Consider the following 26,587-nt stretch of genomic DNA (forward strand, 5'->3'; position numbering starts at 1 on the left):
GCGCCTACTCCTTCTCTTTCTTCACATTAGAGATATGGATGGGCATCTCTTTAAAAATGTGCCCACTTTGAGGATTTTCTTCATTAGGATTGGGCTTTAGTGCTTTTTTAGCTAGCTTGCAACCCTCAACCAAGAGAGTGGATTTTTTAGGGAAAACCGCCAAAACCTTGCCCACCTTACCCTTGTCATCCCCTGTGATGATCCTGACCAGGTCGTCTTTTTTAATTTTACACTTCATTAGAGTACCTCCGGAGCCAAAGAGATAATTTTCATAAAGTTAGCATAACGCACTTCCCGACTTACTGGTCCAAAAATGCGTGTCCCTACAGGGTCGCGCTTGGCATCCAAGATCACGGCCGCATTGTCATCAAAGCGAATTAGCGAGCCATTGGGGCGTTGCACTTCTTTTTTGGTGCGCACAATCACCGCCTTGACCACCTGCCCTTTTTTGACCTTGCCATTAGGGATGGCTTTTTTGACAGAAGCCACGATCACATCTCCCACACTTGCATAGCGTTTATGGCTTCCCCCCAAAACCTTAATGCACATGATTTCTTTGCCTCCGCTATTATCTGCCACGACCAGTCTGCTAAAACTCTGTATCATGAAACTCCCTTGATCAAAATCTCATGCAAAGCAAAGGTTTTAGTTTTGGACACGGGTTTACACTCAATAGCGCTCACAAAATCTCCGACTTGGGAAGTATTTTGGCGATCATCGATGGTATATTTCTTAAAACGCTTGACAATCTTGCGGTATTTTTTGTGCAATACCTTTCTTTCTACCAAGATCACTGCACTGCAGGCATCAATTTTATTCACTACCTTACCTTGAATGGTACGCTTGTGGGGTTGTTTAGTTTCCATTAAGACCTCTTTAAGGCACTAAGCGCAGTATTAATACGGGCAATATCCTTGCGCGCCGTTCTAACTTCATTTGGGTTCTTAATCTGCATGGTTTTGAGTTTGATACGCAACTCAAAGAGCTCTAATTTCTTATCTTTAAGCAACTTCTCCAACTCCTTTCTACCCTTCTCTTTCAATTCAATAAACTTCATTCTCACTCTCTTTGGTTACAATTTTTGTCTTGAAAGGCAACTTTCTTTGAGCTAGGGTTAGAGCTTCTCTGGCTAGATTCTCCTCAATCCCCAACATTTCATAGACAATACGCCCAGGCTTGATATTCATCACCCATTTTTCCACAGAGCCCTTCCCCTTACCCATGCGGGTTTCTAAGGGTTTAGCCGTAAGAGGTTTATCAGGAAAAACGCGAATCCACACTTTTCCAGCTCTTTTGATGTGGCGCGTCATCGCCACCCTTGCCGCCTCAATTTGGCGTGAATCGATACGCCCATGTTCTACGGCCTTGATTCCAATATCTCCAAAAGCCAGTTTGACTCCGCGCGCAGATTTACCTCGATTTCTCCCTTTCATCTGCTTGCGGTACTTCGTCTTTTTAGGCATCAACATGACTATTCTCTCCCTCTTCTAGTGCGCCCCCTAGGAGCCCTCTCTTCACCCTCTTCTTCGCGTTTTTCGACTTGGATACCCTTTTGGAGCACTTCGCCTTTGAAAATCCAAACCTTGACACCAATAATTCCATAAACGGTCATAGCTTCTGCAAAACCATAATCAATTTTAGCCCGCAGGGTGTGCAAGGGCACGCGCCCCTCCATATACCATTCTGTACGCGCAATCTCAGCTCCAGCCAAACGCCCTGAAACGCGCACTTTAATCCCGCGCGCACCGGATTTCATTGCCGTTTGCATGACTTTTTTCATCGCCCTTCTGAAAGCTACGCGCTTTTCTAACTGGGTGGCAACATTTTCAGCGCACAACTGGGCATCTGCTTGAGGGCGTTTGACCTCTTTAATGCTCAGAGCAATTTCTTTTTTGATAAGATTTTTTAGAGAAACCTTGATCTTTTCAATATCCACGCCTTGCTTACCAATGATAAGTCCGGGGCGTGCAGCCACGACGGTGATACGCAACTTCTTAGCCGCGCGCTCGATCACAATCTCGCTCACCCCTGCATAATAGAGTTCTTTTTTAAGAAATTTGCGGATGCGGTGATCTTCCTCAATATTTTGTACCGTATCCTGTGCCCCAGGAAACCACCTAGAAGCCCAATTCTTATTGATCCCCAATCTCAAACCAATCGGATTAACCTTTTGACCCATTTAGTTGTCCCCTCCCTGCTTGCCAACTTTCACTAAAATATGCGCTGTGGGTTTGCGAATAGCGGTAGCTCTGCCTCGTGCACGGGGCATATGGCGTTTAAGCACGGGACCTGCATCCACGCGACAACTTAACACAGAAACGGATTTGGAATCATGTCCACCATTGTACACTGCTGCGCTGATCACTCTTGAGAGAATGCGTGCGGCTTTATTGGGGGTGAATTCTAGGCGCGCGATTGCTACCTCTGCGTTCATGCCCTGCACCTGTCTAGCTAGCAACCTCGCCTTAGTGGGAGAAAGTCTGCTATACCTGAGTAACGCCGTGCTCATTTGCCTTCCTTTGTGTGTTGTTCTACCATGTTACTTACCTATCTTTTTCTGCACTGTGCCCTTATGCCCTTTAAAGGTACGCGTAGGCGCAAATTCGCCCAATTTGTAGCCCACATGGTTTTCTGTAATATAAACGGGGATGAAGATTCGCCCATTGTGCACGCTATAGGTTAGCCCAATCATCTCGGGTAAAATTGTGCTACGGCGTGACCAAGTCTTAATGGGCTTACTATCCTTTTTAGCCTTATGCTTGAGTGTCTTATCCATGAGGTGTTTATCAATGAAGGGACCTTTTTTAATCGACCTTCCCATTGTTATTTACCTTTCTTTCGTGAAATGATCAGGCGATCGCTAGCCTTTTTGCGCCTAGTTTTATAGCCCTTAGCCGGAATACCCCAGGGCGAAACTGGATGCCCACTAGAGCCGGTTTTACCCTCACCACCACCATGGGGGTGATCGACTGGGTTCATCGCACTCCCGCGTGTTTGAGGCCGTACGCGCTTATAACGATTACGCCCGGCCTTACCAATGCTGGTGTTAATAAAATCCTCATTGCCCACAACTCCAATAGTGGCCATGCACTCGCTCAAAATGTAGCGCATTTCTGCACTGGGCATGCGCAAGATGGTGTACTTGCCCTCCCTACCCATGATTTGGGCACTCATTCCTGCACTTCGGGCTAATTGTCCGCCTGCACCCGGGTGCATTTCGATATTATGCACAATGGTTCCAACAGGAATACTCCTAAGTTTCATTGCAAAGCCAATTTTAATATCTAGTCCTTCTTCAGCAGCAATCACTACATCACCTACTTTGAGACCGCTGGGTTGCAAGATATAGCGTTTGTCTCCATCAGGGTAAACCACTAAAGCAATACGAGAATTGCGGTAAGGATCGTACTCGATACTAGCTACCTTACCCTCTAGGCCAAACTTATTGCGTTTGAAATCGATGATACGATAAAGCCTCTTAGCTCCTCCTTCTTTGTGCCGACTGGTGATACGCCCTGTGTTATTGCGTCCAGCGTGTACGGGCAATTTAACTAAAAGCTTCCTCACACTAGGCTTATCAGCAATGTCCTTAGAGTCTATTCCGCTCATAAAACGGCGACTTGGCGTATAGGGTTTATAAGTCTTAATAGCCATCTCTATCCTTATGCGCTTAAAGCGTTAATATTAGCATCTTTGGGGAGTTTAACATAGAACTTTTTAGTCTCGCTCCGTTGCCCCAATCTGCCCTTAAAGCGTTTGGTTTTTCCATGTTGCCTAAGAGCATTAATCTTTAGGGGCACAAAACCGAAATATTCTCTAAAAATTGCCTTGAGTTGATTTTTACTCATATTAGCAGCGGTTTGCACCACAAGTACCGCGCTTTCTTGCATGGATAGAGATTTTTCTGTGTAAAGAATAGATTTAATATCTGTGATGTCTGCCATGCACTCTCCTTTAAGCTGTTACAAGCGTGTCAAATGCAGATTTTTCCATAACTACGGCACTATAAGTAGCTACCAAATATGCATTCAACTCACTTGCTTCAATTAAATAACAATGAGGCAAATTTCTGAATGCTAAAAAGTTATGCTCTTCAAGCGCATGAGTAACCAACAATACATCCCGACAACCAAACTTTTGTAAGAACACATGGGCATCTCTTGTTTTCTTGCTAGAAATGTCCACTTTGTCTACAACAAGCAACTTTTCTGCCAAAGCTTTTTGGGCTAAAGCATACTTTAAAGCCAGCTTTTTCTGCTTTTTATTGATTTTAAGATCGTAGTTACGCTCATTGGTCGCTCCATGAGACACGCCCCCGCCTACAAAAAGCGGAGAAGTGATGCTCCCGGCTCTAGCGCGCCCGCCTCCTTTTTGATTCCATGGCTTGCGTCCACCTCCACTCACCATGCCTCGATTTTTGCTTTGCGCATTATTAGCTCTAGCCTGAGCACGATAGTATTTGACACACAGGTACAAATTATGCTCTTTAATTTCCTTAAAGTGTGCAGGCAACTCCAACTCTCCCACCTGCTCGCAGTGCTGATTTAGTACTCTTGCTTTCATACCTTCCCTTTACCTACTTAATAACAATCCTGCCATAGGCTCCAGCATAGCCCACTACAGAACCCTTAAGTACCAAAATTTTACTTTCCTTATCAAAGGAGAGCACTTCATTATGGCAGGTAACCTTTTCGTTTCCATAATGTCCTGCCATTTTCTTACCCTTTTGTACGCGTCCGGGCCACTCTCTATTTCCAATAGAACCTAAACGGCGATGAAAGCGACTCCCATGCGCTGCTGGGCCACCTTGAAAATTCCATCGCTTCATCGCTCCACTGAAACCCCGTCCTTTGGTATAAAAGGTAGCCTTAATGTGTTTAGCACTCTCTAAGGGTTCTAAAGGCAGATCGCCCAATTCGTTCACTTGAGAATTGAGGGTTGCAAAGTGGTTAAATTCTTTGCTTAAATTGTATTTCTTTTGTTGTCCAGCGATAGCTTTATTATGTGTTTTATGCAAGGGATAGGCGACCAAAACCTGCTTATCCTTAATCTCACACACTTTACTTTCCAAGACTTTAAGTAAAGTAACAGGTACGCTTTGTGCTCCCACAACACGACTCATGCCGACTTTCTGAACCAAATATTCCATTTGTATCCTTCTTTAAGTGTGGGTTATTTGCCTTCCATAGAGGTAACTTCTACATCCACTTCTGGAGCTAAATCCAACTTCATCAAGCTATCCACGGTCTCAGGTGTCGCTGACATAATGTCAATCAAGCGACTATGGACGCGAATCTCAAATTGTTCTCGAGAATCCTTATTGATATGAGGGGAGCGCAAAACCGTATAACGCCTATTGCGTGTAGGTAGGGGGATAGGTCCCCTAATCTCAGACCCGGAGCGTTTCACCGCTTCTACAATCGCCATCACAGATCGATCCAGCACCCTGTGATCGTACGCTTTGAGTTTGAGGCGTATTTTTTCCATCCATATCCTCTTAAAAGTCAAATTTTTAAAAGCCTAAATTCTAGGCAAAAATGCCTATCTAGTCAAGACATGAGCCTTTTTTACGCATTTGAACATGTGAATATTTTCCTTATTTAAAGGAAACCCTGATAAAATTGGTGTATGTGGGATGTCATTTTGGAAGAGGGTTTTGCAAACGCCATTACAACACATGGGATTTTTCCTAGATTTCATATTGCAAATGCCTCTAAGATTTGTCTTTATGGGAGCGCAAAAGTGGGTAAGAGCGCGTGCGCGCTAGGCATAGCCCATACTTTCAAACATCCTGTTTACATAGATGGCACAGATGTGCGCTTAGACTTTAATGCACTCAAGGATGCCTTAATCAAGCTCCATGTTGAGGGTCGCATGGATATTCTCATTGCCAAGCACTGCCCCAAAGATATTTTTTTACCTCCTTTAGAACACATTATTCTTATTAGCTATACGCCATCAGCCCCAAAAGATTTTATAGGCAAATCTATTTGGCCCTTGCGCTTTCAAGAGTTTGCCTTATTGCAAAAGAAAGAACCTAGCAATACCCTACTGGCTCGTTTTCTCAAAGAGGGCAATCTTCCAGAAACGCTGTTTATGCATCCCATCCAAAAAATCCGGCGCAAACAAGAAATTTATGCCCTGTTTTTAGGCAATCAACTGCCAATCCTCAAGGCTTTATTGCGCTTCCAATCTCTGAGTGTAACCACCCATCATCTCTATACACAGCTAAAAAAAACTCTCAAAATATCCAAAGACAAGCTCTATGAGATCATGCAGTTTTTGCAAGCTAGCCAAAGTATCTTTTACATTCCTCCACTTGAGTCCAGCTTAATAAGTCCCAAAAGGCTTTATTTTTGCGATTTTGCTCTACCCTATGCTTTCAGCCATACTCATCCTCTCCCACCTGTTTTTGAAAACATGGTCGCTCTTGAACTTCGGCATCACTTTTCTCAACTTTTCTATGCAGATTCTTGTCTTATTGGGCGCAGTGCCACAGAAACTTTTTGCTTCTTCCCATGGGCATTTCCTGCTAATTTAGAGGCACGACTAGATCATTTCTTAAAATATTGCACTTTTCAAATCACTCACATATATATCATCACTATCAACTTTGAGGGAAGTGGGATAATCAACACGCGCGCCTACAACGCCTATAGCTTTACCACCTTTGTCCTAGAGATTTTGCCCACACTAGGGGTAAATTAGCTATAATGCCCCAAAAGTTAAGGACACTCTTGCACCCTCGTTTTCCCACTAAGCAGATTTCTATCGGAGCGGTGCGTATTGGGGGTAATGCCCCCATTAGCACCCAAAGCATGACCTTTAGTCAAACCTGCGACATTGAGGCGACTAAAGCCCAAATCGATCGCCTCAAATTGGCAGGGGCGGATTTGGTGCGCGTGGCTGTGCGCCATAAAAAAGACGCTTCAGCTCTTAAAGAACTTAAAAAAGTTGCCTCTTTGCCTTTGATTGCTGACATTCACTTTCATCATCACCTAGCCCTGATCGCGGCTGAAAGTGTGGACGCTATCCGTATCAACCCGGGCAATATTGGCGCGCCCACCAAAATCAAAGCGGTCGCTCAAGCTTGTAACGCGCGTAATTTGCCCATTCGAATCGGGGTTAATGGGGGGAGCTTAGAAAAACCCTTTGAGCTCAAATATGGGGCAACCCCTGAGGGGATGGTGCAATCCGCCCTATATAATATTAAACTCTTAGAAGATGCCGGCTTTACTAATATTAAAATTTCTCTGAAAGCTAGCGATGTGGAGCGCACAATCAGGGCTTACCAACAATTACGCCCCCTAGTGCCCTACCCCTTTCACTTGGGGGTAACAGAGGCGGGGAGTTTGTTCCACTCCAGCATTAAAAGCGCGATGGCCTTAGGGCAATTGTTACGCGAGGGGATTGGAGACACCATGCGCGTGTCTATCACAGGAGAGCTTGAGGAAGAGATTCGCGTAGCTAAGGCGATTTTGCGCTATAGTGGGCGGCAAAAAGAAGGCATTACTTTTATTTCCTGTCCCACCTGCGGGCGCATTGAATCAAACTTAGTGGCCATGATGCGTGAGGTAGAACAACGCCTAGCCCATATTAAAATCCCCTTAGATGTGAGCGTGATGGGTTGTGTGGTGAACGCGTTAGGAGAGGCCAAACATGCCGATATAGCCATCGCCTTTGGCAAAAAAAGCGGGCTGATCATCAAAAAGGGCAAGGTGATTCACAAGCTCCCCGAAGACCAGCTTTTAGAAACCTTTGTTTTTGAAGTGCAAACCCTAGCCTTAGAACAAGAAAAAGAGGAAAACCATGCAAAAATTTAAGCTCTTTGTGAGTGATTATCAGAATTCACCTAATTATAGAAAACCCCTAGCTTTTGGGATTGCTAAAATCCAGCGTGGACAAAAGAGTGCCAAGCCCTTGTGCGCTACTTTCCCCGTTTTAAACTGGGGCGAGGAATGTTTAGGCTCATATGCGGTCTTTATGGAGTCTATTAAGCACTGCCCACCTTTATATGTGCAAGAAGATCTAAAAAGCGAGGCGGTCTATGGGATTGATAAAAACTTTATCCATCGCGCCCTAGAACTCTACTCCCCTTTTTTACAAGAGGTCTTGCATGATAAAAACAGCCATAAAAACATCCAAGTGATTTTAGAGTTGGCTAAAGTCTTAAACCGCAACCAACTTTACACTCCTTTGGTGCAGGAAGTACGCCCTAGTTGCGAGATCTCTACCAAAGAACACACGGCAAGTTTTTCTACGCAGTATTATCATAATTACCATTTAGTGGTAATTTATGAGGATAAAGCATGTGCAAGTTTAGAGAGTGCTTACATGAAGCTCTTAGCCCTCTCACTAGGCAAAGCCCCCCTGCGCAGTCTGAATTTAGAGGGGGTTTTTGGACTCTTGCCTAATGTGGCTTGGAGTGATAACACTGCCTATGAATTAGAATGGCTCAGAGATGAGGAAGTACGCCTTAAAATGCAAGGAGAGTATCCACGCATTGACTTCATTGATAAATTCCCTCGCTATTTGATGCAAGTCCTGCCTCAAGTGGATAATATCCGTCTGCTTGATAGCTCTAAAACACGCTTTGGGGCATATTTGGGCAAGGGGGGCTATACCCAAATGCCCGGAGCCAGTTACATTAACTTTAATGCGGGCGTGGAGGGGGCTTGTATGAATGAGGGGCGTATTAGCTCTTCAGTGGTCGTGGGTGAAGGCACAGACATTGGCGGGGGAGCGAGCGTGTTAGGCGTGCTCTCTGGAGGCAATAGCCAACCTATTAGCATTGGCAAGAATTGTTTGTTGGGGGCTAATTGTGTGCTGGGAATTAGCCTAGGAGATGGCTGTATTGTGGATGCGGGCATTGGGGTTTTAGCCGGGACCATTTTTGAAATCACCCTTAAGAGCGCGCAGGAACTCCAAAAGATCAACCCGAATTTCACGCCCAAAGCAGAGGGACTTTATAAAGGTAAGGAGCTCTCTGGAATGCATGGCTTGCACTTCAGACAGGAGAGTCAGAGCGGGAAAATGATCGCTTTTAGAAGTGTGCGTAAGATTGCTTTGAATGAAAGTTTACACCACTAAGTTTTGTGTTAATATACAAACTCAAGTTTTCTAAGGGGTTTGTATGGTTTATTTAAATGTCGCATTGCGGGGGTTGCTAGGGTTACTCTTGTGTGTATTTTGGCTTGAGGCCGCCGATTCTACTTCAACTCCTCAACCCTCTCAAAATTCTCAAGAAACGCCTGTCCCACCCCCAACCCCTCCTAAAACTCCCCCTACTTTGCAACAACCCCCCGCCACACCACCTATGACCGATCGCCTCACGCCTCCAGCAATGGCTCAGGACGCTTTGAGTGCAGGGATCACGGCTGTGAAGCGCGGGGATTATAAGAGCGCATTCAGATTGTTTGTGCAATCTTGCGATCAGGGCAATCCGGCCGGATGTTTTGCTGTGGGCACTATGTATTCTAATGGTGTGGGGATACAAGTAGATATGGACAAAGCGCAACGCTATTACGAATTGGGTTGTTCTGGGGGGGATGCGAGCGCGTGTGCAGACCTAGCCCAAGTCTATGATTCTAAAAAACAAGCCACCTTAGACGATAAAGAAAAGGCCGCCCAGCTTTATGCGGTGGGATGTTCTGGAGGGGATGTCTTGGCCTGCAATAACTTAGGTTGGATGTATGCTAATGGCGTGGGTGTACCTAAGAATTATTATAAGGCGATTGATTATTACAAATACGCATGTGAACACGGAAGTGATTTAGGTTGCTATAATTTGGGCTTGATGTCTAATGTAAAAAATATTTATGGCTTCAATAAAGCGCAACTGAGCAATGTAGATTTAAATTATTTGGCATGTAATGCGGGGGACATTCAGGGCTGTGCTAATTTGGGTTGGATTTATGCTAAGGGTGAGCAGGGAGTACCTGTGAATAATTTCTTTGCAGCCAAGTATTTTGAAAAAGCTTGTCAGGGGGGTAATCTTTCAGGGTGTAATAATTTAGGTGTTCTTTATCAAAAAGGTTTGGGTGTGCCTCAAAACGATCAGAGGGCACTAGACTTATTCTCGTATGTCTGCAATTATGGTCTGCAGTCAGGGTGTGATAATTATAGCCTTTTTAAAGAAAAACTTCTTAAGGCCAATCCCAATTACGGGCGACTTTTCATGTCTTTGGAACGCTAAAGAATTTTGGGCACAATGAAATATCCCTCTTGGACGCGAGGCGCGTGAGACAAGATGTCTACAGAGATTGAGGGAGCGTGTGTGGGCGTGTCCGCTCTTAAAGGAGTGGGGGGTTGCTCTAGGGGAGGTGTGTTTTCTAGGTCTAGGGTTTCTAAAGCTTCCATGAAGACTAGGATTTCCTCTAAATGCTCTTGAATTTGGGGGTCATCGATTTCTAACATGGAGAGCTGGGCCAGTTTGTGAAGCAGGGGTTCATCAATGTGCATAGACATCCTTTTTTAGAGACATTTTACCATGTCTTAAGCACAGATATAAAGAGGTTTTAATGCAATTTGTCTATTCAAGCACGCGAGAATTAGATACGCGTACCCAAGAAAAGTTTTATTTGAGCACAGAACTCTTAATGGAGAATGCAGCTATGGCTCTCCGTCAAGCGATTTATAGATACCCATCTCAGCGCGTGCTCGTGGTGTGCGGAGGGGGCGATAATGGAGGCGATGGCTACGCTTTAGCGCGGCATCTGCAAGGAAGTGCTTATGAGGTGGGTTGCTATGCGCACAAACCCCCTAAAAGCCTGCTCTGCCAACTCCAATTTGAGCGCGCACAGCGCGCTGGGGTGTGCATGCTAGATCAAATAGAGTCTTGTGGGATTGTATTAGATTGCCTCTATGGTTCGGGTTTTAAAGGGGAATTAAGCGCGTGCGATCAAGATTTGATCGCACGCCTAAATGCCATAGAGGGGATTAAGATCGCCTGCGATGTACCCAGTGGGATCGACTCTAAGGGGCGCGTGGGCAACAACGCCTTTAAAGCAGATATAACTATTAGCATGGGCGCACTTAAAGCCGCGCTCTTTAGTGATGTGGCTAAGGATTTTGTGGGAGAAATTATCGTGGGGGATTTGGGGGTGGGACGGGGGTTGTATGAAGAACCTAGTAATCTCTTTTTGCTCGAAGAAAAAGATTTGATCTTACCCCTGCGCTCTAAGCACAATGTACACAAGGGCTATTTTGGGCATGTGGGCGTGTGGGTGGGGACACAAAGGGGAGCGGGCTTTTTAGCTGGCTTAGCTGCGCTCAAATTTGGAGCGGGTTTGGTGAGCGTGCTAGGAGAGAGGGTGCTCGCAGAGCAAAAACCCTTAGAGTTGATGTATACCCATGACATTCCCTCCCAAGCAAACGCGTTTATAATGGGCATGGGCATGGGCACACCTCCTCCATGCCTTGAACAGATGCTAGAACAAGCCCCATGCGTGCTGGATGCAGACATGTTTTACCTGCCCCATCTCAAGGAGATTTTAGAGGGCTCTAGCCAACTTGTGCTAACCCCCCACCCTAAGGAATTCACAAGCTTGCTCAATGCGGTGGGCTTTAAAGTGGAATTGCCTCAGGTGCTAGAATCGCGCTTAGAATATTTGCACGCCTTTAGCGATGCCTATCCGCATGTAGTGGTGTTGCTCAAGGGGACTAACACTTATATTGCTCACCATGGACAAATTTATATCAACAATTTGGGCGCGCCCTCTTTAGCTAAGGGGGGAAGCGGAGATGTATTAGCGGGCATGGTGGGCGCATTACTCGCACAGGGTTATAGCCCTTTAGATGCCGCAATTAGTGCGAGTTTAGCCCACGCTCTAGCAGGGCACTTAAACACACAAAGCTACGCGCTCACTCCTATATCTTTAATGGACAATTTAAGTAGGTTGTGATGACATTTTCAACAGCGCAAATCCTCCCACCCAAAGACGATTTTATCTTAGATATGGAGCGTATGGTGCTTGCGGCAATTTTAGAGGGGGATTGTTATGAAGATATGGCAACCTTACTCAAACCAAGTGATTTTTGCTATCCTGCCCATGGTCTTCTTTTCCAACTTTGCGGACAACTGCATCAAGAAAACCTTCCTATTACGGGCCAAATTCTCCTCCATAAACTTTCTGACAAAAAAGATGAAAAAGCCCTCCTTGAAGTGATGGCCACATCTCCAGTTGTGCACTTAGAACCTTATATTGAGGCCATTAAGCAAGAATCCATGCGCCGTTCTCTTTTGAGAATTTGCATGGATGGGCGTGAACAATGCTATGCTCAACGCCCTAGCGCACAGATTTTAGACAACTTAGAGCGGGAAATTTATGCCCTCTCTGTGCAAAGCGTGCGTGGGGGGTTTAAAGACACGCGAGCAGTTGTCAAAACCACGATGGACATGATTTATGAGGCCAAACTTAGGGGCAATAGTCAAATTTTGGGCCTGGATACAGGCTTTAGCGATCTCAACCGCTACACTGCTGGGTTTCAAAAGGGGGATTTAATTGTAGTGGGGGCGCGCCCGGCAATGGGCAAGACAAGTTTTGTGCTCAATATCACTCAAACTACTCTCAATCACAATAAGGGTGTGGCGTTTTTTAGTATGGAAATGGGCGCAGAGCAACTGATGTTGCGTTTGCTTTCAAGTTTGGCTTCTGTATATGCTTATGACCTTAAAATAGGCCGTCTTCAAGACCATCAGTGGGAACAATTAACCTTAAGCGCACAAAGATTGAACGATAAATCTTTGTTTATTGATGATACTAGCATGCTCACTTTAGAACATGTCCGCTCCAAGATGCGCCAAATCAAGGCCCAGCACCCAGAAATTGCTCTAGTCATCATTGATTACATTCAGTTGATGTCTAGCAATCATACCGAACTGCCCCGCCACGCCCAGATTTCTGAGATTTCGCGTGGGTTGAAAGTCTTAGCCCGCGAATTAGAAATTCCCATCATTGCCCTAAGTCAGCTCAATAGATCGCTAGAGAGTCGCGAGGATAAACGCCCCATTCTCTCCGATCTTAAGGAGAGCGGGGCGATTGAACAAGATGCCGATCAAGTGCTCTTTCTCTACCGCGATGAGGTTTATAAACACCGCGCCCAAAACGATCTCTTGGCCAAATTGCGCAAAGATGGCAAACATGAAGAGGTTAAAAAACTCGAAGCTCAAATTGACACTCAGCGCAAAGAGGAGTTTCAGCGCAATCAGGGCGTGGAGGATGCTGAGATTATTCTAGCCAAGAATCGCAATGGAGACATTGGGACAATTAAAATCGTCTTTAACAAGCCCTATACTCGCTTTGAAGATCGCAAGGCTAAAGATAATCCCCAACAAGAGGAGGTACAAATACCCACAAAGTTTACTCCTGCCAGTGAGCTGACCCCTGCTAGCGAGCTATTTTGACCTTTATTAAAACTTCTACTTTTCATATCTCTTTGATACAAACACCCCTAGAGTGGTTGTGTGTCTTTGTCTTTTTAGGAAGTGTGGGGGGTGTGAGTCTGTATGTCAAATACGCCCAATACCAGCATTTTCAATCCAAAAAGCCCGTGAGTTTGCACGCGCGGGTGCGCTTGCAGTATATTAAACAGGACGCGCAGGGGCGATCCTATTTTGTCCTGCAACTCAAAGACGCGTGGGGGAATGTCTTTTACACCACCAGCAAAGAAAAACTTAAGGATTTAAGCCATGCGCAAGTGCGCGCCTATGGCAAAATGAGCCCTTCTTGCTCCTTTTGGCAATTTTTTAAGTCCTGTTATTTTCAAACCTTTTATTTGGCCCTAGAACCCAGTCAAAACCTGCGCGCGCGCTTGCGCGCTTTTATTAACGCCCAACATACAGACACGCGCATGGGCAACTTCTACAACACCCTCTTTTTAGCCGACCCTTTAGACAAATCCACACGAGAGATCGCCATGCGTCTTGGGATCAGCCACATCATCGCTATTAGTGGGTTTCACTTGGGGATTTTAGGCGCGTTTTTCTATGGCGCGCTCTTTTTGCTTTATCGCCCCCTCCAACAACGCTTTTTTCCCTACCGTAACGCCCATTATGATTTGGGCGCAGTGGTGTTTATCTTGCTCTTGGGTTACCTCATCTTGCTCAACTTCCAGCCCTCTTTTTTGCGTGCCTTTGTGATGGCGCTGCTAGGTTTTATCCTCTATTTTTGCGCCCTTGAGGTCTTCAACTTCGCCCTCTTGGGGCTAGCTGCAGGATTTTGTTTAGCCCTTTTTCCTGGTCTAATTATGAACATAGGTTTCTTGCTCTCGGTCTGTGGAGTCTTTTATATTTACCTCTTTATTCAATACACCCCTAAACTTTTTGCCCCCCTCTATGCCCTCCTATTTAATAGCGCGCTTTTTATCTGTATGCTCCCCATTGTGCACGCCTTTTTTACCCCCTTTAGTTTGTATCAACTTAGCGGGATTCTGCTAAGTTTTGTTTTTGTGATCTTTTTTCCCCTCTCTTTGCTATTACACGCTCTAGGCTGGGGCAACTTGTTTGACTTTGCTCTAACACGCGCCTTAGAGTGGCAAATCCCTAGTATTGACTACCACACCCCTAGTTGGTTTTTGCTCCCCTATTTAGGACTATCCTTACTTGCCATGCGCTCCAAATACGCCTATGGAGGCCTGTATGTGTTGAGTGGGGGGCTTTTTCTTATGCTGGCGTGGCGGGCATTTTAGCTAAATTCAGTTATAATAAAGAATTTGGAAATGAGGTCAGAGATGTGGGCTAGGATCAAGCTATTTGGCGAGCTTGTCGCGTTAGAACATACTATTTTTTCAAGCATGTTTATTTTAATCGCCATTGTGGTCGCCAGTGTAGAAAAGTATGCTAGCCTGTGGTGTGGGCCTGAGCTCTTATTGCTCTGTTTATTGGCTTTGCTAGGGGCGCGCAATTTTGCGATGGGTTTTAACCGCCTAGTAGATCGCAAATTTGATCGCAACAACCCCCGCACGCAAAGCCGCCCCAGTGTGGATGGACGCATTCAGCTTGGGGGTTTAATCCTTTTTTGTGTCTTAAACGCCCTGCTCTTTGTGGGTGTGAGTTACCTCATCAACTCTCTAGCCTTTGCTCTTTGCTTTCCTTTTTTGCTGATCTTGGGGGGATATTCTTACATGAAACGCTTTAGCGCGCTAGCCCATGTGATCTTGGGGGTGAGTTTGGGATTAGCCCCCATTGCGGGTGTGGTAGCCGTATTAGGAGAAATCCCGCTGTGGAGTGTGTTTTTAGCTTTGGGCGTGGTCTTTTGGGTAGCTGGCTTTGATCTGCTCTATTCCCTGCAGGACATGGAATTTGATAAGCGCGTAGGCTTGCATTCTGTGCCGGCCAAATTTGGCGCGCAAAAAACTTTAGAGCTTTCGCGTTTAGCGCATGTTTTAGCCGTACTTTGTTGGGTGGGCTTTGTGTGGCGCGCCTCTTTAGGATGGCTGGCTTTTGGTGGAGTGTGGGTGTCTGCTCTTATTTTACTTTATGAGCAATGGCTCGTTTATCGCGATTTTAAAAACATTCCCAAAGCTTTTTTTGTGAGCAATGGCTATTTGGGTGTGGTGTTCTTTGTGTTCATTCTGCTAGATGGAGGGGTGCGCCTGTATGCCTGAGTTAAATTTAGAGAGCTTTAAGGAAATTTGCCACCGATATGGGTATTTTACCCGCTTGGTGCGCTGTGCAATCCCGCTAGAATACGCCCCCTATAATCCCCATTTTGAAGAAGAATACCTCCAATTAGCCCAAAGTGAAACCGCACACCCTTGGGAAGCTTTAAGCCATGGCAAGGATCAAGATGCGATGCTTTTTAAGGCCTTGAGCGATATTTATGACAAACTCATGCGTATTGAGCAGGCTTTAGAGATTAAGCAGAGGCATTTTATCCCCTTAGAGTCTCAAGGCCTCTTAGAAGTGCTAGGGCATGGGGTTTTAGGTGTGCGCGATCCCTTGTTTGAACCCAATCAAGAGTATTACCTACGTTTTTCTTTACCCAGTGCGCCTTATCGCGTCTTTGCTCTGAGCGCACGCGCTTTTGATGCTAAGCTTTTAAAAGTGGCGCGCATGCACCCTGCCCACATTAAAGAAATGGACAGCTATATTGCCGCCCAAGAATTAGCCAGTCTGAAAGGTTTAAAAACATGCAATTAGGATCGAATGAATTCACTTGGATCATCACGGGGGTGGTGCTTTTGGTTTTCTTATGCTTGATCGCCTATAGCTATATCAAAGATAAAGAATTTGTGAGCAAGACCAAACAACTAGAAAAAGCCCTAGATACGATCAACCAAGAGATTTATAAAATCCGCAAGTGGATTCAAGAGAGCCAGATGCAGGCTGAGTTTAACGCCTCCAGCATTGGAGCGAGTGTGAAAAATGAGGTCAATAATAATTTGAACGCGAGTTTGAGCAATCTGTACGCCCATATTAAAGAGATTCAAGACTCTATCCAAAAGGAGCGCGACTATCTGGAGGAAAAAATCATTGTGCTAGAAAACAAGTTTAAGGAATTTGGGCATTTCACCCCCAGCAATGACGATATTGATGAAAAAAAGGTAATCAAGATGTATAAGGAGGGTTGGAGTGTGGATTCCATTGCTAAAGAATTGCGCACGGGCAAGGGCGAGATCGAATTTATTTTAAAACTAGCGGACATGCAATAATGGCGCTCTCTAACACCGCTTCAAGTCTTTTTGGCAAATTCGCCCGCTGTGCTTTTCCTGCCCCCTTTCAAAAACTTATCAATAAAATCTATGTTAAGATTTTTAACATTGATTTAAGCGAGTTTGCCCCCCTTGAATCCTACCCTACCCTCAACGCCCTTTTTACCAGAGAACTCAAAACCCCCCGCCCCTTAGATCAAAACCCCCACGCGCTTCTCTCTCCCTGCGATGGCGTGCTCAAAGAGTGCGGACGCGTGCAAGAGGGGCTAGCCTTACAGATCAAGGGTACAGCCTATCTAGTGGGCGCGCTGCTAGGCTCACAGCTAGAAGAATCTTATAGCTATTTTAATCTCTATCTCTCCCCTAAAGATTACCACCGCTTCCATGCCCCCTGTGATCTACAGATTGTAGAAACCCGCCATTTTTCTGGCTTGCTCTTCCCGGTTAATGAACCGGCTTTAAAAAAGCATCCCCATCTCTTTGTGTGCAATGAACGCATCGTGGTGGTCGCCAAAGACCCTAGGGGCGCGCTGCTCTACTTTGTGGCCGTGGGCGCGCTCAATGTGGGGCAGATTGTGATGTATTTTGATCCTAGCATCCATACCAACGCCCCCACTAATCCTCCCCTAAGTATAAAGCGCTACGATCCGCCCATCACTCTAACTAAGGGAGCAGAGCTAGGGCGTTTTGAAATGGGCTCTACCATTGTGCTTTTTGTGCGCGATGGCTCTATGCCCCCAGACACCCTCTACCACAAGGCGTGTTTTGGGGAATTTTTAAGCACGCTACACCCTATCGGAGAGACTCATGGATGAATTGACTCAAAGCATTAAAACCCTTTTAGAGGATTTAGACGCGCTGTTAGTGGCGCATTTTTATCAAAAAGATGAGATTGTAGCATTGGCTGACATCGTAGGGGATAGTTTAGAGCTCGCGCGCCAAGCCAGCGCGCACCCTAAGAATTTGATCGTCTTTTGTGGGGTGGGTTTTATGGGAGAGAGTGTGAAGATCCTAGCTCCTCAAAAGGAAGTCATCATGCCCAAACTTGCCTGTTGCTCGATGGCACGCATGATCGATTCAAATTATTTTGATCGCTCTTTGGAAGTGTTAAATAGCTATGGGCTTTTTAATCTCCTCCCCATTACCTACATTAACTCCAGCGCGCAGGTTAAGGCCAAAGTGGGCGCGTTGGGCGGGTTAGTGTGTACCAGCGCGAATGCCTCTAAGATTTTTACCCACGCGCGCCAAAGGGGGCAAAAAATCTTCTTTTTGCCCGATCGCTGTTTGGGCACAAACTTAGCCCGTTTGCATGGCTTAAAAAGCGCGACTTTGGGCATGGACTCTAAGGAAGCGATTATACAAGCCGATGTGATCAATTACAATGGCTTTTGTGCCGTGCACCAACTCTTTAAACCTAGCGATGTGGAGTTTTTTAAGCAAAAATATCCCGGGATCCTCATCGTAGTGCACCCTGAGTGCGATCCTAGCGTGGTGGAGTTAGCCGATTTTGTAGGCTCAACCAGCCAAATTCTCAAGTTCATCAGAAGCCTGCCCCTAGAGCAAAAGGTCGCCGTGGGCACAGAGTTTAATTTCATCCAACGCCTACGCCCCTCCTACCAAGGGGAACAAACCACTTTTGTGCTCTCTAGCACACTGCCTGAATGCCCGACCATGAATGAAACCACTTTGCAAGACCTCTTTGAGGTGCTCAAAGCCTATAAGAATCATCGCCCTTATAATTGCGTGCAACTCGATCCCCAAATAGGCGCGCTGGCCAAACAAGCTTTAGATCGCATGATGGAGCTCTCATGAAAGACCCCACTATTCTCGCCTTTTTAGACGCGTGTTTGCAAGAGGACATCGGATCGGGTGATCTCTTTGAGAGATTGGCAGAACCTAAGGAAGTCAAGGCGGTCGTGATCGCCAAACAGGAGGGCGTGTTTTCCGGGCACTTGTATGCAGACATGCTCTTAGAGCACATGGACATTAGGAGGACATGGAATATCCAAGATGGCGCGCCCTACGCCTCTAAAGATATTCTTTTAGAACTTTGGGGAGATTATGCCCTCTTGCTCAAAATTGAGCGCGTGCTCTTGAACATCTTGCAGCATTCTAGCGGGATTGCCACGCACACCGCGCGCTATGTCGCCATGCTTAAAGATTTGCCCTTAAAGTTGCTAGACACGCGCAAAACCCGCCCACTTTTAAGAGTGTTTGAAAAATATTCGGTGCGCAATGGGGGTGCGCAAAACCACCGCTTAGGCTTAGATGACGCGCTCATGCTCAAAGACACGCATTTAGCCCATATTGGAGATTTAAAAGCTTTTATGGAGCGTGCGCGCAAACAACTCCCATGGACGGCTAAGATTGAAATAGAGTGCGATAGTGTCAGCATGGCTAAGGAGGTCATGCAAGTGGGCGCAGACATTATTATGTGTGATAATATGAACACTGAAGACATTAAAGAGGTGGTCGCCTATCGCAACGCGCACTATCCCTTGGTGCTGTTGGAAGCTAGTGGAAATATCACCCAAGAGAATATTTTAGCCTACGCACAAAGCGGGGTAGATGCCATTAGTAGTGGGGCATTGATCCATCAAGCAGTGTGGGTGGATATGAGTATGAAACTTGGATCTTGAGGCATATTTTTTAAAAACCCTGCAGGAGAGCGGGATCACTTGGGGGCTTGGAGATGATGGGGTATTACTACCCTCCTCTAAGGGAGCGCTGATCGCACTAGATATTTTTGCTCAAAATGTACATTTTAAGTCCGAATGGTTGGGATTTGAGCGCATCGGCTATAAGGCAATGGTGGTCAATATTTCAGATATGATTGCTATGAACGCCACACCTACGCACGCCTTGCTAGGAGTGAGTTTGGATCAGCGCATGGGCAAACAAGAGATACAAGATTTGGTAGACGGCATTGCGCGCGCATGCACAGAATTTAAAATAAGCATCATTGGGGGAGATACCATAGTAGGGGATCGCCTGCATTTGAGCATCACCATGCTAGGCAGAGCGCGCAAACTCTTAGAGCGCAAGGGCGCGCGCTTGGGCGATTGGATCGCGCACACAGGCGCGCTAGGGCAGAGTTATAAAGCCCTGCAAACTCTGCTTAGAGGGGGCAAAGTGAGCCCTAAAAACAAGTTCATCACTCCGCATTTAAAGCATGCGCGCTTTATAGCCAGCGCGCGTCCATTCTTGCATGCGGGCTTAGATGTTTCTGATGGGTTGTTGAGCGAATGCAACCGCCTAAGCGCGATCAATCGCCTCGCTTTTAAGCTGCACAAACCCCGCACGCGCGCTTATCAAAGCGGAGAAGAATACGAAATGCTCTTTTGTTTTGCGCCAAAGCATTATTTAGCCTTGCGGGCGCGCGCGCGTGCCTATCGCGTGCGTTTAAGCGTGGTGGGCAAGGTGTGCAGAGGGCGATCACGCTACCCAGTGCTGGTATGGCATAAAAATTAACATGAGATAATGTAGTAGCGTGCATTAGAGGCAAGCCATTAAGCGCGATGCGCCACACAGACTCTACGGAATTTTGGTCATTAAGGTAGTGCGCCAAGTGGTTACACTAGGGCTTTTTGGGAAATAAAAACAACCAACCATGTTATGGGGTGTGGGTGTGGAATGGCGATTAGATTTGTTGTAAAATCATAGAGTTTTAGGTAAAATGGCGGGATTTAGAATTAGGGGCAGTGATGAATAAGTTTTTCATGGCGGGGGTGGTTTCGTCTGTATTGAGTGTTTTTTTAGTGATGAGCGCGCTAGAGGCTAGTCAGAATGAGGTTAATCCATCTAGCCTTAAAAAAAGCCATAAACCCACTACTCAAGAACGAATCAATGCGTTGAAGAAATTTTCTAGTGTCGTAGAGCAGATTGAACGCTATTATGTGGACAAAGTGAGCATTAATGATATTGTGGACAAGGCCATTGATGGCTTGCTCACCAATTTAGATGCCCATTCCTCCTACCTCACACCTAAGAAATTCCGCGATTTTCGCGCCCAAACTGAGGGGGAATTTGGCGGGCTGGGAATCACCGTGGGGATTCGCGATGGCGCGCTCACCGTCATTGCCCCCCTAGATGATACCCCCGCTTATCGCGCGGGCATTAAAGCAGGCGATGTGATCTTAAAGATCAACTCTGAGAGCACTTTGAACATGACCATTGATAACGCCGTAAACTTAATGCGGGGCAAACCCAAAACCCCTATTGAGCTTACCATTGTGCGCAAGTCTGAGAGCAAGCCCTTAGTGATTAAAATGTTGCGCGACATTATCAAAATTAAATCCGTGCACGCTAAGAAGATCGAGGGCACTAATTATCTCTATGTGCGTGTAAATTCTTTTGATCGTAATGTGGTTAAGGGTGTGCTTGCCGAACTTAAAAAAGCCCACAAATTAGAGGGAATCGTATTGGATTTGCGTTCTAATCCGGGCGGATTGCTCAACCAAGCTATCGATCTCTCTAATCTCTTCATCAAGCAGGGTTTGATCGTTTCGCAAAAGGGGCGTATCCAATCTGAAGACATCGCCTATCGTGCCACGGGTAGCGCGCCTTATGCCAATTTGCCCATTGCGGTTTTGGTCAATGGAGGTACAGCTAGCGCGAGTGAGATCGTTTCAGGAGCACTTCAAGATCACAAGCGGGCGATTATTATTGGTGAAGACACTTTTGGGAAGGGTAGCGTGCAGACTACCTTCCCTGTGGGCAAAGAGGAGGCTATTAAGATCACCATCGCGCGTTACTATTTGCCTAGTGGGCGCACCATTCAAGCAGTGGGCATTAAACCTGATATTGTCATTCCTCCCGGCCCTGTGCCCAAAGAGGACAACACCTTTAGCATTAAAGAGGCGGACTTAAAGCATCACTTGGAACAAGAACTCCACGATTTAGAGAAAAAGAATGCAAGGAGTCTTAAAGCCAAGATTTTTACTCCCAATAAGGAGGAAAAACCCATCACAGCTAAAGATATTAGCGCAGATATCCAGCTTAAAGTCGCTATAGATACTTTGAAAGTTTGGGATATTTTGATGGCAACTAAAAAAGATACAAAAAAATAGGAAAAGCCCTTGCGCGCATTTCTTGGGGTATGGCTTTTGTTTTGGGCTTGGCTGTATGCAGAAACGGAGAGTGTCCAAACAAAAGTCATTTATATTAAGGTGCTCAATGCTCAAGAAATTAGCGCAAAGAGTGTCTATGTGGGGCAGGTACTTGCCGTGCGTTACAATGTTTTGCTTTTTTCTCAGGCTAAGTTTTTAGGGGCAGAGTTGCTCCATGTTCCAGATGGAAAACAGCTTAAGCGACTCAATTTTACACCCACATGGAAGGCGGAGCAAGATGGGAGCTTAAGCGCAACCTATCTGTACAAGATCATGGGCACTAAGGCGACTATCCCTGCTCTTAAGGTGAGCGCATTTGTGCAGGACCAGGGCTATTTAGACACAGCCACCACACCGAGCATTCCTCTTAATGTCATTGATCTGCAAAATCACCCTAGTTATGCAGGCGTAGTGGCTCAGAGCTTTAGCATCGTTGGTTACAAGACTAAAGAGTACGACGCCTCCCATAATATTGTGGTTTTTGAAGTGAATGCTAAGGGCGCGAACTTAGAAGACCTCAAGATTGAAGGGGGGATGAAGCAGGGTTTTGAGAGCGCGCACTTTGCCTTAGACAACGCGCAGGGAATTTACTATTGCATCGTGCCTAAGAGTTGGCGTGAGCTATCTTTCAACTATTTCTCCTTAGAAAGTGGGCAGTTTCAAGAAGTGCGTTTTGCCATCACGCCGATGGAAGAGATGGTAAGCACACAGAGCAATCTTAAACCCAAGAATAATTTCTTGCTTTTTTCTAACTTTGTACTACTCTTTTTTGTGCTCTTAGCTCTAGCACTCTCTCTTGTCATTCCTTATAAAAAAAGCGCGCTCAGCGTAGCGGTGATTTTAGTGGGCTTTTTGCTATGGAATGTCTTTTTTACCTATCGTAGCGGGACTTTATTGGCCAATCGGGAGATTAAAATTTTACCCACAGCCAACTCTACTTTGCTAGAAACCCCTAAAAATGCTTTAAAAGTAGAGATCATCGGTGCGCATGGAGGTTATTATAAAATTATGACTCAAGATGAGAAAATTGGTTGGGTGAAGAAAAGCGATGTGGAGTAAGATACGCGGAATATACGCCCTCCTGGTAGTGGGTTTGGGGCTAGGAGTTATTATTATATTTAATTTTTTTACTCGCAAATATGATAATTCTATGCGGACTCGTCGATGGTGTAAAATATTTTTCCCCTTAATGGGTACACACTTAGAAAAGGTGGGGGAGTTTGATCCAAGTGCCACCTTAATTGTGCTCAATCATCAAAGTATCATTGATATTGTTTGCCTAGAGGCGTACCACCCTCAAAATATTTGCTGGATCGCCAAAAAAGAGTTGGGTGAAATTCCCTACTACGGGTATGCGCTCAAAACTCCGGAGATGATTTTAATCGATCGTCAAGATCGACGGGGTTTAGGCTTATTGCTCAAAATGGCCAAAGAAAAGCTCGAACAAAAGCGTCCCTTAGTAATTTTTCCAGAAGGCACGCGAGGTAAAGGCATGGAAGATTTATTACCCTTTAAACCCGGTGCTAAAGTATTGGCTGAACGCTTTAAACTCAAAATTCAACCGGTTTTGCTACTCAATACTCGTAAAATTTTGGATACAAAACCTTTAAAATCACATGCCACTCGCCTTAGAATGGTGCTTTTGGAAGCTTATGAACCTGATTTCAGTACAGATTGGTATACGGAATTAGAGGCACGCATGGCCTCTCATTATCATATCCACTACCACGAGCTTAATTCCTAACCAAACTAATAGCTAAACCAGTCTAGGTCTCTAGGTCGTATGTCTGTAAGCGTAGAAACCAAATCAAAAGACACACCAACATTCCCTCGTACACAAAAGTCCTATCCTATCAAATTCAGCGGAAAATGTGAAAAATTTAGAAAGATTAAAAATTTTAAAAGTCCTTAACACCTAAGCAAGAGAGTTTTGAGTCTACTTTAAGCTAAACGCGCGCCGTAGCGCAGACGCACAAGGGCAGAGTTTCTAGGGAAGAAAGTACTTGTTGCTCAATCTCGCGGAGATACAGAACGCAAGAGATCGATGTGTGGGGATAAGTCTTTGGCAACATCCTGCCTAAAGGGTTGAGTTGGACAATCACCACCTCTTATTTGGCAAATTTAATAGTAGAGACAAAGTCGTTATCATTGGCAATTAAAATAATCTTTTTGACCTGCTTTTTAATAGCCAAAGAAGCGATGTCCAAACTAATTTTCATACCCACCATCTTTTGGCGCAGGTCAAGCTGAAAATCCCCATCGATCAAGTCTTTTACGGATTTAGCTAGATTGGTAGGCACGGGGTGATCTTGGAGATGGGGGTAGCACACCCTAAGAAAAAATCCAATTCACTAAAGTGGCTACTTTTTTTGGGCAAACGAACATCGAAAAATTGAACGCTCTAGGAATCTTGGGCTACCTATACCAACACAACACCGAGCCAGCCAGCTAGTTGCATCAAACTTTCTTGGAGGTTCTTAAATCTCTAAGGATAATCTAATTTTCTCGCATAAATTTTCAATATCTAAACAATCTTTGGCATTGTCTAAAAGCTCAAATTCTCGTTTCTGAAAATCAATGCAATGCAATAACTCAAAAATGATAGATTCGTCTTTATAAGGAGCGACTAGACACATGCTAGAAAGATGGAACTTAGCACAAGAGAGCACAATGAAAGTATTGTAAGGGTGCAATAAGGGGTTTTTGTTGTGTAGCTTGAGCTTGATTACATCCCCAAAAGTGATTTGTTTGGCATGCTTGTTTTTATGGGATTCGCTCTGCAAAATAGCTTTCTTCAAAAAATACTCCACAAGGGGTTTTCTATGCGCCGACACACTTTTGGCAATAGATACCTTGCGTAACCCAGCACTGAGCCCTGTTTCCATCGTATTGTTTTCTAAAATCTGTGTCTTTGGGACGATCCGCAGTTGATCGATCATCACTTCAATCAATTTCCCATGATCATTTATAATGTAATTTTTATGCGAAGGGTATTCTTTAGCTTGTTTATTCTGTGTTGTTTGTGGAAAGGCTAGGAAAAAAATCTTTACCTTCATAAATGATAAAGTGAGGGCGTTTTTCTTTTTGTTCATGCCCCTTAGCGTACTTATTTTGATACCAAACTAAATCAATAGGCATGCTAACATTCTTTATGCAAAATTCCTATTTTATCAAATTTAGCAGATAAAGCAAAAAAAATTCAGAAAGATTTTAAAACATCTCCAACACCTAAGCAAGAGAGTCCTGTGCCTTTTCCCTAGACAAGCAAATGCCAAGGGCAATTCTCTAAGAAAGGAGGTGATCCAACCGCAGGTTCACCTACGGTTACCTTGTTACGACTTCACCCCAGTCGCTGTGTGTGCCGTGGGCAGTAGCTACTTTAGCATCCTGACTTAAGGCAAACACAACTCCCATGGTGTGACGGGCGGTGAGTACAAGACCCGGGAACGTATTCACCGCAACATGGCTGATTTGCGATTACTAGCGATTCCAGCTTCATGCAGGCGAGTTGCAGCCTGCAATCCGAACTGAGAGGCGTTTTTAAGATTGGCTCAGCCTCGCGGCATTGCATCTCTTTGTGCACCCCATTGTAGCACGTGTGTAGCCCTAGGCGTAAGGGCCATGATGACTTGACGTCGTCCTCACCTTCCTCCTGCTTACGCAGGCAGTATTCTTAGAGAGCTCAGCATGATCTGTTAGCAACTAAGAAAGAGGGTTGCGCTCGTTGCGGGACTTAACCCAACATCTCACGACACGAGCTGACGACAGCCGTGCAGCACCTGTTTTCAGGGTCTAGCAAGCTAGACACTTCGCTATTTCTAGCAAATTCCTTCAATGTCAAGCCTAGGTAAGGTTCTTCGTGTATCTTCGAATTAAACCACATGCTCCACCGCTTGTGCGGGTCCCCGTCTATTCCTTTGAGTTTTAATCTTGCGACCGTACTCCCCAGGCGGGATGCTTAAGGCGTTAGCTGCATTACTGGGAGGACAAAGCCCCCCAACAACTAGCATCCATCGTTTAGGGCGTGGACTACCAGGGTATCTAATCCTGTTTGCTCCCCACGCTTTCGTGCAATCAGCGTCAGTATTGTTCCAGCAGGTCGCCTTCGCAATGAGTATTCCTCTTGATCTCTACGGATTTTACCCCTACACCAAGAATTCCACCTACCTCTCCCACACTCCAGAGTTGTAGTTTCAAATGCAGTTCTATGGTTAAGCCATAGGATTTCACATCTGACTTACAACCCCGCCTACGCACTCTTTACGCCCAGTGATTCCGAGTAACGCTTGCACCCTCCGTATTACCGCGGCTGCTGGCACGGAGTTAGCCGGTGCTTATTCGTCAGATACCGTCATTATCTTCTCTGACAAAAGGAGTTTACAATCCTAAAACCTTCATCCTCCACGCGGCGTTGCTGCTTCAGGCTTGCGCCCATTGAGCAATATTCCCTACTGCTGCCTCCCGTAGGAGTCTGGACCGTGTCTCAGTTCCAGTGTGTCCGTTCACCCTCTCAGGCCGGATACCCGTCATTGCCTTGGTGAGCCTTTACCTCACCAACAAGCTGATAGGACATAGACCAATCCTTTAGCGATAAATCTTTCCCCCATAGGGTAGTATTTGGTATTAATCACCATTTCTAGTGGCTATCCCAAACTAAAGGGCATGTCATCTATGCGTTACTCACCCGTGCGCCACTAATCCACCTAGCAAGCTAGGCTTCATCGTTCGACTTGCATGTATTAGGCACGCCGCCAGCGTTCACTCTGAGCCAGGATCAAACTCTCCATAAAGTTAAGTTTAAATCCTAAACTGGCTCTTGTGTTGTG

General features: G+C 45.5%; 33 protein-coding genes and 1 rRNA gene. 17 read left to right on the forward strand and 17 right to left on the reverse strand.

Annotated elements, in window-relative coordinates:
- Positions 1 to 4 precede the first annotated feature (4 nt).
- Genes rplX through rpsJ form a run of 13 tightly spaced genes read right to left on the reverse strand, consistent with a single transcriptional unit; the run spans position 5 to position 5,487 of the window.
- Positions 5 to 238 (reverse strand): 50S ribosomal protein L24, encoded by a 234-nt coding sequence (gene rplX, locus C6H00_RS07465; RefSeq protein WP_104750355.1) that lies wholly within the window; start codon positions 236 to 238, stop codon positions 5 to 7.
- A complete protein-coding gene (gene rplN, locus C6H00_RS07470; protein WP_104695399.1) occupies positions 238 to 606 on the reverse strand; it encodes a 50S ribosomal protein L14 in 369 nt (122 codons plus the stop codon). The genes rplX and rplN overlap by 1 nt, the downstream gene beginning before the upstream one ends.
- Positions 603 to 866, reverse strand: coding sequence for a 30S ribosomal protein S17 (gene rpsQ / locus C6H00_RS07475; protein WP_104750356.1), 264 nt, complete (start codon positions 864 to 866; stop codon positions 603 to 605). Before rpsQ ends, rplN begins: the two co-directional genes overlap by 4 nt.
- The gene (gene rpmC / locus C6H00_RS07480) at positions 866 to 1,057 is read right to left on the reverse strand and encodes a 50S ribosomal protein L29 (RefSeq protein WP_104750357.1); all 192 of its coding nucleotides are present in this window, start codon (positions 1,055 to 1,057) and stop codon (positions 866 to 868) included. Before rpmC ends, rpsQ begins: the two co-directional genes overlap by 1 nt.
- A complete protein-coding gene (gene rplP, locus C6H00_RS07485; RefSeq protein ID WP_104750358.1) occupies positions 1,044 to 1,469 on the reverse strand; it encodes a 50S ribosomal protein L16 in 426 nt (141 codons plus the stop codon). Before rplP ends, rpmC begins: the two co-directional genes overlap by 14 nt.
- Before the next feature lie 2 nt (positions 1,470 to 1,471).
- Complete coding sequence (rpsC, locus tag C6H00_RS07490) at positions 1,472 to 2,179, reverse strand: 30S ribosomal protein S3 (RefSeq protein ID WP_104750359.1); 708 nt, start codon at positions 2,177 to 2,179, stop codon at positions 1,472 to 1,474.
- A complete protein-coding gene (gene rplV, locus C6H00_RS07495; protein ID WP_104750360.1) occupies positions 2,180 to 2,509 on the reverse strand; it encodes a 50S ribosomal protein L22 in 330 nt (109 codons plus the stop codon).
- A gap of 30 nt (positions 2,510 to 2,539) precedes the next feature.
- Positions 2,540 to 2,821, reverse strand: coding sequence for a 30S ribosomal protein S19 (rpsS, locus tag C6H00_RS07500; protein WP_104750361.1), 282 nt, complete (start codon positions 2,819 to 2,821; stop codon positions 2,540 to 2,542).
- A gap of 2 nt (positions 2,822 to 2,823) precedes the next feature.
- On the reverse strand, positions 2,824 to 3,654 hold the full coding sequence (rplB, locus tag C6H00_RS07505) for a 50S ribosomal protein L2 (protein ID WP_104750362.1): 831 nt from the start codon (positions 3,652 to 3,654) through the stop codon (positions 2,824 to 2,826).
- Positions 3,655 to 3,662: 8 nt separating this feature from the next.
- Positions 3,663 to 3,944 carry a 50S ribosomal protein L23 gene (locus C6H00_RS07510; RefSeq protein ID WP_104750363.1) on the reverse strand — a complete coding sequence of 94 codons (282 nt, stop codon included), beginning with the start codon at positions 3,942 to 3,944 and terminating at the stop codon, positions 3,663 to 3,665.
- A gap of 10 nt (positions 3,945 to 3,954) precedes the next feature.
- The gene (rplD, locus tag C6H00_RS07515; RefSeq protein ID WP_104750364.1) at positions 3,955 to 4,563 is read right to left on the reverse strand and encodes a 50S ribosomal protein L4; all 609 of its coding nucleotides are present in this window, start codon (positions 4,561 to 4,563) and stop codon (positions 3,955 to 3,957) included.
- A gap of 13 nt (positions 4,564 to 4,576) precedes the next feature.
- Positions 4,577 to 5,149, reverse strand: a complete 573-nt coding sequence (gene rplC / locus C6H00_RS07520) for a 50S ribosomal protein L3 (RefSeq protein WP_104750365.1) — start codon at positions 5,147 to 5,149, stop codon at positions 4,577 to 4,579.
- Positions 5,150 to 5,172: 23 nt separating this feature from the next.
- Positions 5,173 to 5,487 carry a 30S ribosomal protein S10 gene (rpsJ, locus tag C6H00_RS07525; RefSeq protein WP_013469780.1) on the reverse strand — a complete coding sequence of 105 codons (315 nt, stop codon included), beginning with the start codon at positions 5,485 to 5,487 and terminating at the stop codon, positions 5,173 to 5,175.
- Positions 5,488 to 5,628: 141 nt separating this feature from the next.
- On the opposite strand from rpsJ, the gene C6H00_RS07530 reads away from it, so the two are divergent.
- From C6H00_RS07530 to C6H00_RS08875, 4 genes are all read left to right on the forward strand, one after another.
- Positions 5,629 to 6,708 (forward strand): ATP-binding protein, encoded by a 1,080-nt coding sequence (locus C6H00_RS07530; protein ID WP_104750366.1) that lies wholly within the window; start codon positions 5,629 to 5,631, stop codon positions 6,706 to 6,708.
- A 5-nt stretch (positions 6,709 to 6,713) separates the two neighbouring features.
- A complete protein-coding gene (ispG, locus tag C6H00_RS07535) occupies positions 6,714 to 7,823 on the forward strand; it encodes a flavodoxin-dependent (E)-4-hydroxy-3-methylbut-2-enyl-diphosphate synthase (RefSeq protein ID WP_104750367.1) in 1,110 nt (369 codons plus the stop codon).
- Entirely contained in the window at positions 7,810 to 9,090 is a 1,281-nt protein-coding gene (locus C6H00_RS07540) for a 2,3,4,5-tetrahydropyridine-2,6-carboxylate N-succinyltransferase (protein WP_104750368.1), read from the forward strand. Before ispG ends, C6H00_RS07540 begins: the two co-directional genes overlap by 14 nt.
- A gap of 88 nt (positions 9,091 to 9,178) precedes the next feature.
- Positions 9,179 to 10,195: a tetratricopeptide repeat protein gene (locus C6H00_RS08875; protein ID WP_456077564.1), complete on the forward strand. Its 1,017-nt coding sequence runs from the start codon at positions 9,179 to 9,181 to the stop codon at positions 10,193 to 10,195.
- On the opposite strand, the gene gatC is transcribed toward C6H00_RS08875, so the two are convergent.
- Positions 10,192 to 10,461 (reverse strand): Asp-tRNA(Asn)/Glu-tRNA(Gln) amidotransferase subunit GatC, encoded by a 270-nt coding sequence (gene gatC, locus C6H00_RS07550; protein ID WP_104750370.1) that lies wholly within the window; start codon positions 10,459 to 10,461, stop codon positions 10,192 to 10,194. The genes C6H00_RS08875 and gatC overlap by 4 nt on opposite strands.
- Before the next feature lie 59 nt (positions 10,462 to 10,520).
- On the opposite strand from gatC, the gene C6H00_RS07555 reads away from it, so the two are divergent.
- From C6H00_RS07555 to C6H00_RS07615, 13 genes are all read left to right on the forward strand, one after another.
- Positions 10,521 to 11,903 carry an NAD(P)H-hydrate dehydratase gene (locus C6H00_RS07555; RefSeq protein ID WP_104750371.1) on the forward strand — a complete coding sequence of 461 codons (1,383 nt, stop codon included), beginning with the start codon at positions 10,521 to 10,523 and terminating at the stop codon, positions 11,901 to 11,903.
- Positions 11,903 to 13,405: a replicative DNA helicase gene (gene dnaB, locus C6H00_RS07560; RefSeq protein ID WP_104750372.1), complete on the forward strand. Its 1,503-nt coding sequence runs from the start codon at positions 11,903 to 11,905 to the stop codon at positions 13,403 to 13,405. Before C6H00_RS07555 ends, dnaB begins: the two co-directional genes overlap by 1 nt.
- Positions 13,402 to 14,688, forward strand: a complete 1,287-nt coding sequence (locus tag C6H00_RS07565) for a ComEC/Rec2 family competence protein (protein WP_104750373.1) — start codon at positions 13,402 to 13,404, stop codon at positions 14,686 to 14,688. Before dnaB ends, C6H00_RS07565 begins: the two co-directional genes overlap by 4 nt.
- A gap of 30 nt (positions 14,689 to 14,718) precedes the next feature.
- On the forward strand, positions 14,719 to 15,606 hold the full coding sequence (mqnP, locus tag C6H00_RS07570) for a menaquinone biosynthesis prenyltransferase MqnP (protein WP_199769215.1): 888 nt from the start codon (positions 14,719 to 14,721) through the stop codon (positions 15,604 to 15,606).
- Positions 15,599 to 16,141, forward strand: coding sequence for a hypothetical protein (locus C6H00_RS07575; protein ID WP_104750374.1), 543 nt, complete (start codon positions 15,599 to 15,601; stop codon positions 16,139 to 16,141). Before mqnP ends, C6H00_RS07575 begins: the two co-directional genes overlap by 8 nt.
- Complete coding sequence (locus C6H00_RS07580) at positions 16,132 to 16,653, forward strand: DUF6115 domain-containing protein (protein WP_104750375.1); 522 nt, start codon at positions 16,132 to 16,134, stop codon at positions 16,651 to 16,653. Before C6H00_RS07575 ends, C6H00_RS07580 begins: the two co-directional genes overlap by 10 nt.
- Positions 16,650 to 17,468, forward strand: a complete 819-nt coding sequence (locus tag C6H00_RS07585) for a phosphatidylserine decarboxylase (RefSeq protein ID WP_407645546.1) — start codon at positions 16,650 to 16,652, stop codon at positions 17,466 to 17,468. Before C6H00_RS07580 ends, C6H00_RS07585 begins: the two co-directional genes overlap by 4 nt.
- Positions 17,461 to 18,465: a quinolinate synthase NadA gene (gene nadA, locus C6H00_RS07590; protein WP_104750377.1), complete on the forward strand. Its 1,005-nt coding sequence runs from the start codon at positions 17,461 to 17,463 to the stop codon at positions 18,463 to 18,465. The genes C6H00_RS07585 and nadA overlap by 8 nt, the downstream gene beginning before the upstream one ends.
- Positions 18,462 to 19,292 (forward strand): carboxylating nicotinate-nucleotide diphosphorylase, encoded by an 831-nt coding sequence (gene nadC / locus C6H00_RS07595; protein WP_104750378.1) that lies wholly within the window; start codon positions 18,462 to 18,464, stop codon positions 19,290 to 19,292. The genes nadA and nadC overlap by 4 nt, the downstream gene beginning before the upstream one ends.
- Positions 19,282 to 20,124 carry a thiamine-phosphate kinase gene (locus C6H00_RS07600; protein WP_104750379.1) on the forward strand — a complete coding sequence of 281 codons (843 nt, stop codon included), beginning with the start codon at positions 19,282 to 19,284 and terminating at the stop codon, positions 20,122 to 20,124. The genes nadC and C6H00_RS07600 overlap by 11 nt, the downstream gene beginning before the upstream one ends.
- 233 nt (positions 20,125 to 20,357) lie before the next feature.
- Entirely contained in the window at positions 20,358 to 21,722 is a 1,365-nt protein-coding gene (locus C6H00_RS07605) for a S41 family peptidase (protein ID WP_104750380.1), read from the forward strand.
- 9 nt (positions 21,723 to 21,731) lie between these two features.
- Positions 21,732 to 22,820 carry an SH3 domain-containing protein gene (locus tag C6H00_RS07610; RefSeq protein WP_233704479.1) on the forward strand — a complete coding sequence of 363 codons (1,089 nt, stop codon included), beginning with the start codon at positions 21,732 to 21,734 and terminating at the stop codon, positions 22,818 to 22,820.
- Entirely contained in the window at positions 22,810 to 23,505 is a 696-nt protein-coding gene (locus tag C6H00_RS07615; protein WP_104750381.1) for a 1-acylglycerol-3-phosphate O-acyltransferase, read from the forward strand. The genes C6H00_RS07610 and C6H00_RS07615 overlap by 11 nt, the downstream gene beginning before the upstream one ends.
- Before the next feature lie 364 nt (positions 23,506 to 23,869).
- On the opposite strand, the gene C6H00_RS07620 is transcribed toward C6H00_RS07615, so the two are convergent.
- From C6H00_RS07620 to C6H00_RS07630, 3 genes are all read right to left on the reverse strand, one after another.
- Positions 23,870 to 24,091 carry a PIN domain-containing protein gene (locus C6H00_RS07620; RefSeq protein ID WP_104750382.1) on the reverse strand — a complete coding sequence of 74 codons (222 nt, stop codon included), beginning with the start codon at positions 24,089 to 24,091 and terminating at the stop codon, positions 23,870 to 23,872.
- Between the two features lie 147 nt (positions 24,092 to 24,238).
- Complete coding sequence (locus tag C6H00_RS07625) at positions 24,239 to 24,853, reverse strand: hypothetical protein (RefSeq protein WP_233704480.1); 615 nt, start codon at positions 24,851 to 24,853, stop codon at positions 24,239 to 24,241.
- A 198-nt stretch (positions 24,854 to 25,051) separates the two neighbouring features.
- Positions 25,052 to 26,551: ribosomal RNA gene (locus C6H00_RS07630) — 16S ribosomal RNA — on the reverse strand.
- Between the last annotated feature and the right edge of the window lie 36 nt (positions 26,552 to 26,587).

The organism is Helicobacter cynogastricus (genome assembly GCF_900197855.1).
GTDB lineage: Bacteria > Campylobacterota > Campylobacteria > Campylobacterales > Helicobacteraceae > Helicobacter > Helicobacter cynogastricus.